The sequence below is a fragment of the Methanolobus sp. WCC4 genome (assembly GCF_038022665.1).
Taxonomy (GTDB): Archaea; Halobacteriota; Methanosarcinia; order Methanosarcinales; family Methanosarcinaceae; genus Methanolobus.
On sequence record NZ_CP150629.1, the window covers coordinates 1,213,481 to 1,225,869 of the forward strand.

The 12,389-nt window shown below is 45.4% G+C and carries 13 protein-coding genes; 8 read left to right on the forward strand and 5 right to left on the reverse strand.

The features are described 5' to 3' along the window. The first annotated feature begins 70 nt into the window (after positions 1-70). Positions 71-1,510 carry a pyruvate kinase gene (pyk, locus tag V7O63_RS06015; protein ID WP_340820602.1) on the forward strand — a complete coding sequence of 480 codons (1,440 nt, stop codon included), beginning with the start codon at positions 71-73 and terminating at the stop codon, positions 1,508-1,510. Positions 1,511-1,609: 99 nt separating this feature from the next. Then, a complete protein-coding gene (locus V7O63_RS06020; protein ID WP_340820603.1) occupies positions 1,610-3,322 on the forward strand; it encodes a sensor histidine kinase in 1,713 nt (570 codons plus the stop codon). 2 nt (positions 3,323-3,324) lie between these two features. Here V7O63_RS06020 and V7O63_RS06025 read toward each other — a convergent pair whose 3' ends face one another. The 4 genes from V7O63_RS06025 to V7O63_RS06040 all read right to left on the reverse strand — a co-directional run bounded on the left by V7O63_RS06025 (position 3,325) and on the right by V7O63_RS06040 (position 5,776). Next, positions 3,325-4,305 (reverse strand): formylmethanofuran dehydrogenase, encoded by a 981-nt coding sequence (locus V7O63_RS06025; RefSeq protein WP_340820604.1) that lies wholly within the window; start codon positions 4,303-4,305, stop codon positions 3,325-3,327. A gap of 4 nt (positions 4,306-4,309) precedes the next feature. Continuing rightward, complete coding sequence (locus V7O63_RS06030) at positions 4,310-4,678, reverse strand: 4Fe-4S dicluster-binding protein (protein WP_340820605.1); 369 nt, start codon at positions 4,676-4,678, stop codon at positions 4,310-4,312. A gap of 17 nt (positions 4,679-4,695) precedes the next feature. Continuing rightward, a complete protein-coding gene (locus V7O63_RS06035) occupies positions 4,696-5,037 on the reverse strand; it encodes a CGGC domain-containing protein (protein ID WP_340820808.1) in 342 nt (113 codons plus the stop codon). A 79-nt stretch (positions 5,038-5,116) separates the two neighbouring features. Further along, a complete protein-coding gene (locus V7O63_RS06040; protein WP_340820606.1) occupies positions 5,117-5,776 on the reverse strand; it encodes an NAD(P)/FAD-dependent oxidoreductase in 660 nt (219 codons plus the stop codon). A gap of 89 nt (positions 5,777-5,865) precedes the next feature. Here V7O63_RS06040 and V7O63_RS06045 point away from each other — a divergent pair, with 89 nt between their 5' ends. The 4 genes from V7O63_RS06045 to V7O63_RS06060 all read left to right on the forward strand — a co-directional run bounded on the left by V7O63_RS06045 (position 5,866) and on the right by V7O63_RS06060 (position 8,668). Next, on the forward strand, positions 5,866-6,222 hold the full coding sequence (locus V7O63_RS06045; protein WP_340820607.1) for a helix-turn-helix domain-containing protein: 357 nt from the start codon (positions 5,866-5,868) through the stop codon (positions 6,220-6,222). A gap of 104 nt (positions 6,223-6,326) precedes the next feature. Next, positions 6,327-6,512: a PspC domain-containing protein gene (locus tag V7O63_RS06050; protein ID WP_340820608.1), complete on the forward strand. Its 186-nt coding sequence runs from the start codon at positions 6,327-6,329 to the stop codon at positions 6,510-6,512. Positions 6,513-6,631: 119 nt separating this feature from the next. Continuing rightward, positions 6,632-7,297, forward strand: a complete 666-nt coding sequence (locus V7O63_RS06055) for a YbhB/YbcL family Raf kinase inhibitor-like protein (RefSeq protein ID WP_340820609.1) — start codon at positions 6,632-6,634, stop codon at positions 7,295-7,297. A gap of 45 nt (positions 7,298-7,342) precedes the next feature. Continuing rightward, positions 7,343-8,668, forward strand: coding sequence for a glycerate kinase (locus tag V7O63_RS06060; protein WP_340820610.1), 1,326 nt, complete (start codon positions 7,343-7,345; stop codon positions 8,666-8,668). A 24-nt stretch (positions 8,669-8,692) separates the two neighbouring features. Here the strand turns inward: V7O63_RS06060 and V7O63_RS06065 are convergent, their stop codons facing one another. Continuing rightward, entirely contained in the window at positions 8,693-9,535 is an 843-nt protein-coding gene (locus tag V7O63_RS06065) for a TatD family hydrolase (RefSeq protein WP_340820611.1), read from the reverse strand. Positions 9,536-9,642: 107 nt separating this feature from the next. On the opposite strand from V7O63_RS06065, the gene V7O63_RS06070 reads away from it, so the two are divergent. After that, the gene (locus V7O63_RS06070; RefSeq protein ID WP_340820612.1) at positions 9,643-9,876 is read left to right on the forward strand and encodes a hypothetical protein; all 234 of its coding nucleotides are present in this window, start codon (positions 9,643-9,645) and stop codon (positions 9,874-9,876) included. A 242-nt stretch (positions 9,877-10,118) separates the two neighbouring features. Further along, on the forward strand, positions 10,119-12,344 hold the full coding sequence (locus tag V7O63_RS06075; RefSeq protein WP_340820613.1) for an NADP-dependent isocitrate dehydrogenase: 2,226 nt from the start codon (positions 10,119-10,121) through the stop codon (positions 12,342-12,344). Positions 12,345-12,389: the final 45 nt, after the last annotated feature.

Below are 12,389 nucleotides of genomic sequence, written 5' to 3' on the forward strand. Positions count from 1 at the left end.
CCTGAATTATTCCGGAACATTCCATAATTATATCTGGAAAAAGTTACAATTACTACCGGGAGAAGGAAACATGCATTTACCTGATCATAAAACAAAGATCGTATGCACTATCGGACCTGCGTCATCTTCAGAGGATGCGTTGCGAGGCCTTATTCATGAGGGAATGGACGTTGCCAGGCTGAATTTCTCGCATGGTGACCTTGATGATCATCGCGTTATTATCAGAAGGATAAGGAAGATCGCTGATGAGCTCAACAGGGTGGTAGCTATCATGGCCGACCTCCCCGGTCCTAAGATAAGGGTGGGTTCAATTGAAAATGAGCCTATGATGCTGACATCGGGTTTACATGTCGTACTTACTCCAAGGGATGTAAAGGGTAAGGATTCGATCATCCCTGTCCAATATAAACAGATAGCAGAGAGTGTCACACCAGGCAGTCCTATCTATCTGAACGATGGTTTCATCCAGCTTGATTGCAAGGATATCGTTGATGGGGATATCCATTGTGATGTGGTTGTAGGCGGCCCGCTATTTTCCAGAAAAGGTCTCAATCTCCCCGGTTCACGGATACTGGTAAGCCCGATAACAGGAAGGGACCTGGAAATTATAGATTTCGGTCTTCGGGAAGGTATCACCATATTCTGCCTGTCGTTCATAGAATCCAGGGAGGATGTTATTCAGGTAAGGAACTATGCTGCAAGCCAGGGCAAAGAGGTATTCCTTGTTTCAAAGATAGAGAGAGAAGAGGCTGTAAAGAACATAGATTCAATTATCAAGGAGAGCGATGCTATCATGATAGCCCGTGGTGACCTCGGTGTTGAGATCCCTATCCAGAAGGTTCCGATAGTTCAAAAGGACATCATACACAAGGCCAACCTTATGAGCACTCCTGTTATCACAGCAACCCAGATGCTCGAGTCAATGACAGAACACATCAGGCCAACACGTGCAGAGGCAACAGATGTTGCAAATGCGATCATCGACGGGACAGATGCAGTAATGTTGTCAGCAGAGACTGCTGTGGGAAAATATCCTGTTGAGACGGTCAGAATGATGGCAATGATAGCTCACTCCACGGAAAAATGGCGAGACCATACAACTATAGGCCTCGAGATGATGAAAAAGGCCATTCAGCGCATGAATCCCACCGTGGAGGATATGATCTCAATACAGGTCAATGATGCTCTTCGCAGTCTGCCGATCAATTATGTTATGACCCCCACCGTATCCGGGAAGACCCCACGCCACATCTCAAGGTTCAGGCCTGACGTGTGGATACTTGCTTTCAGTCGCTATACCCTTACATGTGAGCAGCTTGCCATGCAATATGCAGTATATCCGGTACTTGTAAAGCAGAAAGTATCAGACTGGGAGGTCACTGCCATGGATGTCCTGGAAAAGGCCGATCTTGTAGGCTCAGGTGACATGGTTATACTGACCCAGGGTCAGGCATCAGGTCATGGCAGACCAGGTGGCACCAATCTTTTGAAGTTCATTGAAGTGAAGTAGCCAGGATCATTTAGAAACTCTTTTATATAATGCACATTCACTGTATATGTGCATTATTTGCATACATGTCACATTTGCATATAATGGGGGTTAATGTAATTGAGAGTTTCGGGTCTACCTATAAGGTCACTATTGCTCTTTATGATCGTTAGTTCGATCTTTGTTCCAATGGCCAGTTGCAGTTCGGATGTTTACAGGATAGGTGTGCTTTCTGTATATGGGGAAAAGAGTGAAACTACAGAACAATGGACCCCAACTGCGGAATATCTGGAAACCAGTATCCCAAATACCACATTTGAAGTGATCCCTCTTAATTATGATGAATTCGTTCCTGCAGCAACCAATGGATCGATCGATTTCTATTATGTGAATCCTATGGTCTACGTTGAACTGGCGAGACTACATGGGGCAGGCAGGATCGCAACTTTCCAGCCAACGTGGAACAATTCTTCTTGCGCTGGTTTTGGTGGTGTTATCATCACAAGGGCGGACAGGGATGATATCGATCTACTTTGGCATTTGAAGGGCAGGTCTTTCATGGCGGTCAATGAAAGGTCATTCGGTGGATTCCTGGCACCAGTGGAGGAATTGAAACAGAATGGCGTAGACTACAAGAAAGACCTTGGTGAACTTACATTTGGTCAGAAACATGACAAAGTGGTTCTTGCAGTTCTCAACGGGGATGTAGATGCAGGAGCTGTCAGTACCGGCACTCTGGAAAGAATGGCTCTGGAGGGCATTATAGATATCGAGGAAATAAAGGTCATTGGCCAGAAAGAATATATGGGTCATCCTTTCCTTGTCAGCACGGATCTTTATGCAGACTGGATGTTCGGAAAAGTCGCTTCAACGCCTGAAGATATTGGTAATAAGGTATCTATAGCCCTTCTAAGCATGCCTGCGGATAGTGATGCTGCCATTGCACTTGGTTCGGCTGGCTGGTCAGTCCCGGCAAGTTACAGTCCTGTAGATAATCTCATGAAAGAACTCAGGGTCAGTTTGTATGTCGATCATGGAAAGGTAACTCCTGCACAGTTTCTTGTTCAGTACTGGTATCTTCTGGTTCTTCTATTGATGTTGATAGTTCTCATGGGAATACACTCACGTCTGATGCTGGAAAAAACTAAAAAGGAACAACTTGAGGAATCTAACAGGCTTAAGGACCTTTTTGCAGATATTATGAGGCATGACCTGATGAATCCTGTAAATGTGATCAAGGGATTCAGTGATATTCTTTACATGGATGAGACCGACCCCGGGAAAAAAGAAACACTTGGTCTGATACGTGACCAGGCCGATCATCTTGCCTTTATGGTAGGGTCGGCAGCAAAACTTGCAAAGCTTGAATCCCAGAAGGAAATGGAATTCAAAGTGCAGGATATTGGTACTATACTCCGGACAGTGGCAAATAGATTCTCTTTGGAGTTCTCTGGAAAAGGGATTGGTCTGGACCTGAGTTTCGATGGTGAATATCTTTCCCGTATGAATGATATTATCGAGGATGTCTTTTCCAACCTTGTATCCAATGCCTTGAAGTACAGTCCAGAGGGGAGTAAGGTCAGCATCGATATTCTCGATTCAGGTGACTCGTGGAAGGTGACGGTCACAGATGAGGGTGATGGTATCCCTGATGAGGACAAGGAATATGTTTTCGAGAGGTTCAAGCGGGCTGATAAAAAAGGTATAAAGGGAACCGGTCTTGGCCTTGCCATCGCAAAGAGGATAGTGGATATTCACAAAGGTTCTCTTGGTATTGAGGACAATCCTGATGGTGAAGGTTCCATGTTCTGGGTCATGCTCAAAAAAGCATAGCTTCAGTCTATCTTACGCATGACAATGGACCCGTCACGCATGTGTACTTCTACGTATTTCTCTTTTTCCTTATCAGGTTCATACTTGTTGTAGAGCATGGATTCAACCCTTCCTGCATCCATGAGTTCCCTGATAAGTTTACTCTCCTCTCCTTTCATTCTGGACTTTGCAGCAGGAGGACTTGTCTTTGCCTTACTTTTGGAGTAGATCGAGCCACCTTCCATTCCGGCACCAATGAAACCTTTAGCATTCAGGAAGATGAGTTTTCCGTCTTTCATGTAAGCTCCGGCGAACTCTCCCACATCACCGTGAACAACAACGGTACCTCCATTGAGATGTGAACCGGTGTTCATTCCCGCATTACCATTCACTATGACCGTGGCTTTCTCTGCAAGCAGGCCGGTTCCGTTCCAGGAATCTCCTTCAATGACAACCTTTGCATCACAATTACATCTTGCAGCGACAGTTCCCCTGGCAATACCATCTTTGAGGACAAGTGTTTTCTGTTCTTCGCTGAACTCATTCCCTATGAGTTCATCCTCTCCAAGTCCGTTGCAGAGGATATCCGTGATCGAGCGGAATTTCCTGAAATCCTCTGCATCTGACACAAGTTCCACGATGTTACCCAGAGGATATTCAATATTTCCTTTGACATAGAGGGTTCCGGATACCATTCCCATACCGGTCTCCGGTCCGACATTCCCTGTTATGAATATCCTGCCTGCCTTTTCAGCCTCTCCACTTCCTCCGAAGTGTTTCAGGTCAGCACCCATACTGTAGGCGAAGTTCTTACCTGCATTTCCTATTATGTGAACCTCGCCACTGCTTTTCAGCTCATTTACAAGGTCCCTGTATGTTAGTTCCGTGCCTTTCTGGTATGGTATGACCGAATCAGGATCAAGGTTCTCGTTATGCCAGTGGAAATTAAAAGTGTAGTCGCAGAGGTGATCCACCTCTTTGACCAGCTCGATCTCTATGGTCATTATCTCATCCGTGGATAAGCCGTGGCAGGCATCTTGTGCACACCCAGAGACTTTCCATGTCATGTCTTACAGGTATGAGATAATTGCCCTGTTCCCCGCAGCCACAGCTGAAGCATTTGATCGAGATGTCTGTCTTCTTTTTCTGTGCCTCGGCCTTCCTGAGGTCGAAGGGGACAGCTTCCCTTTCCTCAATGGTGATAGCATCTTCAGGGCAGACGCCTATGCAGAATCCCATTCCGTCACAGAGTTCCTCAGCTACGACCTTTGCCTTTCCATTGATTATCTGTATAGCACCTTCGGCACAGGGTGAAACACATTTCCCACAGCCTGTACACTTTTCTTCATCTATCTTAACTATCAGTCTCTTACCCATGTTACTTCCTCCTGTATCTAATGATGTGTTCCTTCTACAAGTTTTATTCCTGCGTTCTCAACTGTTCTTTTTATCTCATCGATATGAGGACATTTGGGGTAGTTCTCCATTTGCATGCATGAACTCAAATGGATCACATCCACACCTCTTTTCTTCAATGACTTTAACAGGCGATAGACCCTGCGACCTGAGCATCCTCCGCAGGTGAAAAATGCAACCATCTCGGTGTTCTCATCATATTCACTGAAATGCATGCTCCTTTTGTTGAAAGCCATGAAACATCCGACTCCGGGACATGCTTCCGAAACGATATCGCATCTTATGATTGCGATCTTTGTTACAGGTTTAACATCTTCGATAGGATCAGCTCCGTTTTTAAGAAAATCTAAAAATAAGAATAGCAGGGGAGTCTTCCCCTGAAAAGATATGTTTCTGAATTTAAAGTCCTACTTCTTCCTTGAACTTGTCAAGCCCGATGTCTTCAATTACTCTTCCAAGGCGGTGTTTTGAACCGTGTGCCTTGGTGAATGCGATGATCTTCTCTACAAGTGCAAGAACTTCATCTTCGTCGAGTTCATCTGCAATGACATCTGCAATTCTTGGTCTGATAGCTGCATTACCACCGACCATGACAGTGTATCCCTTTGGTGTTCCCATGATACCTATGTCCTTGATAGCAGGTTCTGAGCATGAGTTCGCACAGCCGGAAACAGCCATCTTGAACTTGCATGGAAGTTCCATTCCGTGGTATTTCTCGTCGAGCTTGAGTCCGAGACCAACGGAGTCCTGCTGTCCACGCTTACAGAATGTAGTACCCGGACAGATCTTTACGCTCCTGACACAAAGTCCGATAGCTGCACCTGGTTTGATACCGAGGTCTTCCCAGGCATTGTCAATATCACCCTCTTTTAATCCAACGATAGCAACTCTCTGGGATGAGGTTACTTTCAATGTTGCTGCCTCGTACTTCTCGGCAACGTCGGCGATCTTACGAAGCTGTTCTGCTGAAACCACTCCACCAGGAAGATGTGGTGCAATTGCATATGTCTCCTGGTCTCTCTGCAGGATCGCTCCCTTTTCAAGTAAGTCTTTTGCCAATTTTGTCACTCCTTTTCCAAAATTCTGTTCTGGATACTAGTATATTGATGATACTTACTTATATATTGGGTGGTTTCCTATAGGATACTATGAAAGATTGCACTATTTACAAAACAGTCGACATTATCGGCAAAAAATGGTCTTTATGCATCTTACATGAATTATATAAAGGTGAGAACAAGCAGAAAAGGTTCAATGAACTGAAGAGTAAACTGCAGGATGTAACTCCCAAGACCCTTTCTACAAGACTGAAAGAACTGGAAGAGCATGGTCTTGTTGACAAGAATGTCGATGATTCGGTATTCCCGATAAGATCGGAATACACTCTTACACAGAGTGGGGAGGAGTTCCTTCACGTTCTTCAGAACATCAAGCAATGGGGCCTTAAATGGCAGTTCGAGAACCCTGATTGTGGCGGAACCAACTGTAAGACCTGCGAACTCTGATCCTCGAGATGCCCCGGGTCTCGCAAACACCATATATGAGCACTTCCATACTTTTATATCATAGATAGTATATGCTATATAAGAAATAATTAGTAGAGGTAATTATGGATAAACAATTAAGACGTTCAGTGAGTGACAAAATGGTCGCAGGAGTTTGCAGCGGTCTTGGCAACTACCTTGGTATCGATCCGGTAGTTGTCAGGCTTGTCTGGGCACTGGCCACACTCTTCAGTATGGGCACAGGAATCCTTGTCTATATTGTAGCATGGATAGTGATCCCGGAAGAATAGGACTCAAACCTTTAAGGAGAATAATATTTTCTCTTTCATTCTTTCTTCTCTATCTTGCATGGGTCATATGATCCACAAAAAATAAATAGCCTGTAAGTAGTGTATCACTTGTGGGAAATATGTACGGACTAGACAGTTCAGATACATCTATTTCAACTGGCGGTGCATTCACTGGTAAGTTTGCTGGAACATCTGTTACTATCATCCTTATATTGATAGTTCTTTCCTTTTCAGGATGCGTTGAACCCGGTATGGAAGAACCGGATGTGATCCCTGATCCTACAGATGTGAACATCACTCCTGATGAACCTTCCTTAATAGAGTATACTATCGATGACGATCCCATGAAGGAATTAACTGTGACCAGTCCTGCTTTTGATAATGGGGCCATGATACCGGAGATATACACCTGTGACAGCGACAATATCAATCCTTCTCTGGATGTATGGGGCATTCCTGATGGTGTTCCTTCATTATTGTTGATAATGGATGACCCGGATGCACCATCAGGCACTTTCACTCACTGGGTTGTCTGGAACATCCGTCCGGATGAGGTGATAAAAGAAGATAGTATTCCAGGTGTTGAAGGCGTGAACGATGCAGGCACTTCATCCTATGTGGGTCCATGTCCCCCATCAGGTACCCACAGATATTTCTTTAAATTCTATGCTCTGGATACGGAACTTGACCTTGAGGGCGGTTCAGAACTAAGTACTGTAGAAGATGCAATGGATGGACATGTTGTGGCTTACGGTGAACTGGTAGGTCTTTACAGGCGCTCATAAGTTCCGGCGGTATATGTTCTATCACCCAAATATGGATGCTATCATATGACAAACGATATGAGAAATGATGCGTATGCAATAATGTCAGAGGCTATCTCTGCAGTAGATCCTTCTTCCTGTGTCTATCGGACTGTGAGAATGGAAGACGGGAATATCCTCATAAATGACACTTTGTATGAGCTTTCGAAATATGAGAACATATATTGCATAGCTTTTGGAAAGGCTGCAACAGCCATGTCAAGGGCCATTGAGGATATCCTGGGTGATTCACTTACCAGGGGCATCGCTGTCACAAAGTACGGTTTTGGCAGTCCACTACATAAGATGGAGATATATGAATCGGGGCATCCGATACCTGATGCGAACAGTGTCGCTGCCGGACAGACAATCTATGACCTTCTTGAGACCACAGGTCCAGGAGACCTTATCTTCTTCCTGATATCCGGTGGTGGTTCTGCTCAGGTCACACATCCACGAAAAGGCGTGTCGCTCACTGATATTGTGAAACTCACCGATACTCTTATTCGTGCAGGTGCTACGATAGATGAGCTTAACACCGTGAGGAAACACCTCTGCTCCATCAAGGGCGGTGGCCTTGCAAGAATGGCATATCCTTCCGACTCGGTGAGCCTTATTCTCTCTGATGTCGTGGGTGACCCTCTTGATGTGGTAGCTTCAGGTCCCACGGTCCCTGACAGATCTACATTTTCCGATTTCAGGGAGATAGTCGACAGATACAGTATTGCTTTATCACCGGCTGTTGCCGGATTGATAGAGGATGGTCTGGAAGGTATGATCGAAGAGACTCCAAAAGCAGGTGATGTGGTCTTTGAAAAGACATCCCCACATCTCATAGGAAGTAATGCGCTTGCTCTCAATGAGGCCAGAAGTAAGGCATCTGAACTTGGATACAACACGATGCTGCTCAGCTCCTCCATCGTTGGTGAGTCTAAGGAAGTTGCAAAAGTGCTAGCAGCAATCGCACGTGAAGAAAGGTTAAGGGAAGACCCCCTCCCTCTTCCTGCCTGTATCCTCGCAGGCGGTGAGACCACAGTGACCATGAAAGGAAATGGCCTGGGTGGAAGGTGTCAGGAGATGGCGCTATCATTTGGAATGGAGGTAGCCGGCCTAAAAGGAGTGCTTTTGCTTGCTGTAGGTACCGATGGTAATGATGGTACCACTGACAGTGCAGGTGCATTTGCAGATGGTGAAACGATCCGGCGTGGAAAGGATATGAAAATGGATGCAAGGCGTGAGCTGTATATCAATAATTCGCATTATTATCTCAGGGAGACAGGCGACCTGATAGTGACAGGTCCCACCGGCACAAATGTAATGGATATCTACATGATCCTGGTTGACAGGTTCTAGGTATATATACTACCAACTGATGCTTCAGAGTTCGATATCCACATCGTAGACATATTCGGGATTTTCCTTGTGGATCTTCCAGAATGGTTCTTCCCCGAACTCTTCTGCCAGTTTTAATGTCCTTCTGGGTATGGTCTTTGGTCCGAGAACTGCTCCGGGTCTGTCCGGGTCATCGATGTAGTCGGTCTCCATCATGAACCGGGTTCCCTGTTCAAGTGCTTCCTCAATGGCACCTTTTCCTGCCAGGACCCCGGGGAATATACCAAGACGTTCGCAAACATCTACCAGTGGTGGAGCATAGTGCTTGACAACCCTGTGGAGTTTGATTCCGGTCTTTTTGGCACGTTCTGTTATATCTATAAGTTCCGGCTCTTCCACGGTTTCTGTATGGAGCTGGATCGCACAGTCCAGATCAGCTGCCAGTGTGAATCCGTATTCCATGACCTCGTTGGAGGCATCCCAAACTTCAGGACTAACGGGATAGTGAGGCCTTCCACTCTTCAGACCCACAGCAAGTCCCTTTTCCACATATCCGGCAGCGATGTCAAGTCCTCCTTTCATGGTCTCCACCGCCCTTTCAAGTTCCATGTATTCGGTGAGCTTTGTGATCTCTGCCGGATGCACTCCCAGAACCGGGAAGGATGTGACACCGGTCTCGTTTATCTGACGTGATATCTCAACGGTTTCATCAAAGACGGCTATCTGGTCCTCAGGCTTCGTTACCTTTATACCAAGGGTCCAGCTTGGTTTCATAACAAGGAATATGTGCGTTCCGCCTGTATTCTGGAACTCCTTTACGGCTTTGAGACCCTTTGCCCGTGGGTCTATGTGCATGTGCTCGTCCGTTATGGGGAAACTCTGTGTCATGCTTTTCTGTATGTTATTACTTACCTAAAATGCTACTGCCCTGAGCTCCGTGTACTCAATTGCAGGTCGTGAATAGCTATAAATGAACGTAACATCAATACAGGCCTATGAACATGAAGCCCTTTTTAACAAGGAGAGAAGTATGGCTCAGTCTGCTTTCGTTGCTTGGTCAGTTGATGATCGTATCCATTGCTTCTTTCATGCTGCTGAATACGGATGTTTCCATGGAGAGGGCTGCTATTCTGGTAATTGTGATAATTGGATTTGCTTTTGTTATTGCAGTTACCATTCTGAGACTTTTAAGGCTTGCAAAGGTCACGGGTCTTTATGGTAAGGAATGAAGTTTCAATTTTTTTAGTACCCATGTTTCCTTTCTGGGTATTACATATATATGATGCTGTCGTCAATAAAGCAATTTGTACTTAGCTTGCATTTTATAATATTAAATTATCAGAAGGTTGGAATTTGACAAGATCAGCAGCAGTGGTCAAGGGCGATGGAGTAGATCCGGACTGTCAAATTACAATTTGTTGAAAAGCTTATTGATCTTGATCAATATCAATTTACAGGGAAAAGGATTAACATGTCACAGAGATCTACAATCATTTATACGAAAACCGATGAAGCTCCGGCTTTGGCAACCAGCTCACTCCTGCCTATTGTACAGGCTTATGTGAAGAACGCCGGAATCACTATGGAAACGAGGGATATCTCCCTGGCGGGAAGGATCATTGCCCAGTTTCCCGAAAGACTGACAGAGGACCAGAAGATCTCTGATGCCCTTTCCGAATTGGGAGAGATGGTCTTAACTCCGGAAGCCAACATTATCAAACTACCCAATATCAGCGCTTCAGTTCCCCAGATCAAAGCGACAGTGGCAGAACTCCAGGCTAAAGGGTATGATCTGCCCGATTATCCCGAAGATCCTTCTAACGATGAAGAAAAGGCGATCAAAGCGAAATTCGATATTGCCAAGGGCAGTGCTGTTAACCCTGTACTGAGAGAAGGGAATTCTGACCGCAGAGCCCCTAAAGCTGTAAAGAATTATGCGAAAAAGCATCCCCATTCCATGGGAGAATGGAAGTCCGATTCCCGGTCCCATGTATCCAGCATGACCGACGGAGATTTCTACGGTAGTGAGAGATCAGTTGAAATTGAAGAGGCTACCAATTTCAGAATTATCTTTACAGATGACGCTGGTAATAGAACACTATTGAAAGACAAAGCCCCTCTTCTGACCGGAGAGATCATTGATGCATCTGTTATGAACAAAAAAGCGCTTCAGGCATTTCTGGCTGAACAGATAGAAGATGCTAAAGCTCAAGATGTCTTATTCTCCGTTCATTTGAAAGCGACAATGATGAAAGTTTCCGACCCTATTATCTTCGGTCATGTGGTTAAGGTCTTCTTTAAAGATATATTTGATAAATATGGCGATCTGCTTTCAGAATTGGGTGTCAATCCCAACAATGGACTGGGGGATCTCTATACAAAGATCCAGTATCTGCCTGAAGACAAACAGGCTGAGATCAAAGCAGATATAGAAGCTGTGTATACAAAAAGACCGGCATTGGCTATGGTCAACTCTGATAAGGGAATTACCAATCTCCATGTTCCCAGCGATGTTATCATCGATGCTTCCATGCCTGCAGCGATCCGCTCATCAGGTGGCATGTGGGGACCGGATGGGAAACTGAAAGATATGAAAGCCATAATTCCAGATCGCTGTTATTCTGGAGTGTATCAGGAAACCATTGAGTTCTGTCAGAAACACGGTGCCTTTGATCCATCAAAAATGGGAAGCGTTTCCAATGTGGGGCTTATGGCGCAAAAAGCTGAAGAATATGGCTCACATGACAAGACCTTTGAGATGACTGGTACAGGAAAAGTTCAGGTCATCGATGACAACGATAATGTACTCATTGAACAGCCGGTAGAGGAAGGAGATATCTTCCGCATGTGCCAGGTGAAGGACGCACCTGTTCAGGACTGGGTCAAGCTGGCCGTTAACCGGGCCAAAGCCACAGGCACTCCTGCAGTCTTCTGGCTTGATGAGAACAGAGCTCACGACTTACAGCTCATTAAAAAAGTGAACAAATACCTGAAAGATCATGATACCGCCGGTTTGGAAATATTTATCAAATCTCCTGTTGAAGCGACCCGTTTCTCATTGGAGAGAATTCAAGAGGGCAAAGATACGATATCTGTGACTGGAAATGTTCTGAGGGATTATCTGACAGACCTCTTCCCTATTCTGGAAGTGGGAACCAGTGCGAAAATGCTATCCATCGTTCCCCTGATGAATGGCGGTGGACTTTTCGAGACCGGTGCCGGCGGTTCTGCACCCAAACACGTACAGCAATTTGAATCGGAAGGTCACCTGCGCTGGGATTCTCTGGGAGAATTTCTGGCCTTAGCTGCTTCTCTGGAGCATCTGGGCAACAGTTATGATAATCCTAAAGCTCTGGTTCTGGCAGAAGCACTGGATAAAGCGACAGAGCTGGTTCTGGAAAATGGAAGATCTCCTTCCCGAAAAGTGAATGAGATCGATAACAGAGGATCTCATTTTTATCTGGCAATGTATTGGGCTCAGGCTCTGGCTGATCAGGAGAAAGATAGCGAATTAAAAGCGATCTTTGAACCTGTATCTAAAGCTCTGATGGAAAATGAAGAGAAGATCGCCAGTGAGTTGTTAGAAGCTCAGGGCAAAGCTGTGGATCTCAAAGGATACTATGCTCCGGATGAAGAGTTGAGATCCCGGGCCATGAGACCCAGTGCGACCTTGAATGGGATCATCGATTCCATTTAATTCTATTGTGGAAACAAAAGGGAAGCCCCGATTTCGGCCGGGGCT

Coding starts and splice junctions, on each gene's coding strand:
- V7O63_RS06075 (WP_340820613.1), top strand. CDS start 10,119: ATGTCACAGAGATCTACAATCATTTATACGAAAACCGATGAAGCTCCG.
- V7O63_RS06060 (WP_340820610.1), top strand. CDS start 7,343: ATGACAAACGATATGAGAAATGATGCGTATGCAATAATGTCAGAGGCT.
- V7O63_RS06030 (WP_340820605.1), bottom strand. CDS start 4,678: ATGGGTAAGAGACTGATAGTTAAGATAGATGAAGAAAAGTGTACAGGC.
- V7O63_RS06025 (WP_340820604.1), bottom strand. CDS start 4,305: ATGACCATAGAGATCGAGCTGGTCAAAGAGGTGGATCACCTCTGCGAC.
- V7O63_RS06050 (WP_340820608.1), top strand. CDS start 6,327: ATGGATAAACAATTAAGACGTTCAGTGAGTGACAAAATGGTCGCAGGA.
- V7O63_RS06070 (WP_340820612.1), top strand. CDS start 9,643: ATGAACATGAAGCCCTTTTTAACAAGGAGAGAAGTATGGCTCAGTCTG.
- pyk (WP_340820602.1), top strand. CDS start 71: ATGCATTTACCTGATCATAAAACAAAGATCGTATGCACTATCGGACCT.
- V7O63_RS06045 (WP_340820607.1), top strand. CDS start 5,866: ATGAAAGATTGCACTATTTACAAAACAGTCGACATTATCGGCAAAAAA.
- V7O63_RS06065 (WP_340820611.1), bottom strand. CDS start 9,535: ATGACACAGAGTTTCCCCATAACGGACGAGCACATGCACATAGACCCA.
- V7O63_RS06055 (WP_340820609.1), top strand. CDS start 6,632: ATGTACGGACTAGACAGTTCAGATACATCTATTTCAACTGGCGGTGCA.